Origin of the sequence: Xanthomonas axonopodis (genome assembly GCF_001304695.1) — a bacterium.
GTDB classification, from domain to species: Bacteria; Pseudomonadota; Gammaproteobacteria; order Xanthomonadales; family Xanthomonadaceae; genus Xanthomonas; species Xanthomonas axonopodis.
In genome coordinates, this window is record NZ_JFAQ01000273.1 from 1 (window position 1) to 1,302 (window position 1,302).

Annotated in this window: 2 protein-coding genes and 1 pseudogene; 1 reads left to right on the forward strand and 2 read right to left on the reverse strand. The window is 58.8% G+C overall.

Annotation, left to right across the window (positions count from 1 at the left end; all coding sequences use genetic code 11):
- Positions 1-96: 96 nt before the first annotated feature.
- Positions 97-474: a hypothetical protein gene (locus XAXN_RS19440; protein ID WP_054320738.1), complete on the forward strand. Its 378-nt coding sequence runs from the start codon at positions 97-99 to the stop codon at positions 472-474.
- A gap of 445 nt (positions 475-919) precedes the next feature.
- On the opposite strand, the pseudogene XAXN_RS22215 reads toward XAXN_RS19440, so the two are convergent.
- Both XAXN_RS22215 and XAXN_RS19445 read right to left on the reverse strand, forming a co-directional pair.
- Positions 920-1,045: pseudogene (locus XAXN_RS22215) on the reverse strand (IS5/IS1182 family transposase); the annotation flags it as partial.
- A gap of 19 nt (positions 1,046-1,064) precedes the next feature.
- Positions 1,065-1,302: IS3 family transposase (locus XAXN_RS19445; protein ID WP_167694838.1), on the reverse strand; the 238-nt coding region annotated here is incomplete at its 5' end.

Genomic DNA, 1,302 nt, shown 5'->3' on the forward strand with positions numbered 1-1,302 from the left:
AAAATTCCACTTCTGGCGTCAACTAACCTGTGGGGGGATTACTATACCGCCTGCAGAAGCAGTGGTTCACTACCTACCTAACGAGGGAGCACTTTAATGGGTGACAAGACCGACAAGAACGCAATCGCCTGGCTGGCTCAACCGGAGGAACATGATTATCCGGCTGCGCAGTCCTATCTCAATCTGCTGTACGACGACGCCCGCTGCGCCGAGCTGGTGCGCAAGCTGCACGCGGCACCCATGTCCGCCTTCAAGGCCAAGGATATCTTGCGCGCCAGCGGCCTCTCGCCGCTAGGAATGAGCAATGCGCACGTGGAAAGGGACCTCAAAAAAATCCGGTCCGGCACCGCTCTGTCACCGTTGCTGCTGGTGCGCCAGGAAGGCCAGCGCACCGTAGTGGCCGACGGCTACCACCGTTTGTGCGCCGTCTATAGCTTCGACGAGGACGCTTCTATCCCTTGCAAGATCGTGTGAGTCGCCCCTCGGCCTGGCCAACTGCACAGCTGTCACCAAGGCGGCACAATGCGCGCAAGACCATTCGGCCCTGTCCATATATCCACGGCCTACGAAGCGGCCTTCTATGGCAAACGTAGCGAGGTGGTGGGTATGTGGGCAGTCGGCGATACAAGCTGGCACGGCAGGCCCAGCACCGCTCTTGCTGGCTGGTGACGGATCTCGCCGGCGCCGGTGGCCGTGGTGTCACCCCGGAGTGGCGAGATTTCCGACTCTCGGCTAGCTCGAGGATCGGCAGGGACTCATTACGACTGGGCCAAAAACTGCCTTGCATGACTTATCGGCTTCGTCAGCTTACAGTGTGTTTGCAACTCATATCTTTCTAGAAGGCTGCTATGAACCGCGTGCATAAGTACCAGGTGGATTCGCTGGGTGAAGCAGCTGACCTAAGAGGGTGTTTACATAATCAAACAGTCAGTCGCCGGAGTAGCACCCTTGCTTCAGCCAGCCATCCCCAAGCCTCGGAAACCTGGGTCAGCCGATCATGGTGCATGATGAGTCGGCGTGCACGGTCATTCCAGGCATTGATACGCCCAGGGTTCCGTAGACACTCAAGACCCTCGTTGCGCGTAGCGCCGTTCAAACTCTACAGGGGACAGGTCCTCCGTTGAACCATGACGGCGTTTAGGGTTGTAGAACATCTCGATGTAGTCGAACACCTCGGCGCGTGCGGCGTCCTTGGTGGGGTAGACCCGCCGCCTGATCCGCTCGCGTTTGAGCAGGCCGAAGAAGCTCTCTACCGGGGCGTTATCGTGGCAGTTGCCGCGCCGACTCATGCTGCATACCAAG

Coding starts and splice junctions, on each gene's coding strand:
- XAXN_RS19440 (WP_054320738.1), top strand. CDS start 97: ATGGGTGACAAGACCGACAAGAACGCAATCGCCTGGCTGGCTCAACCG.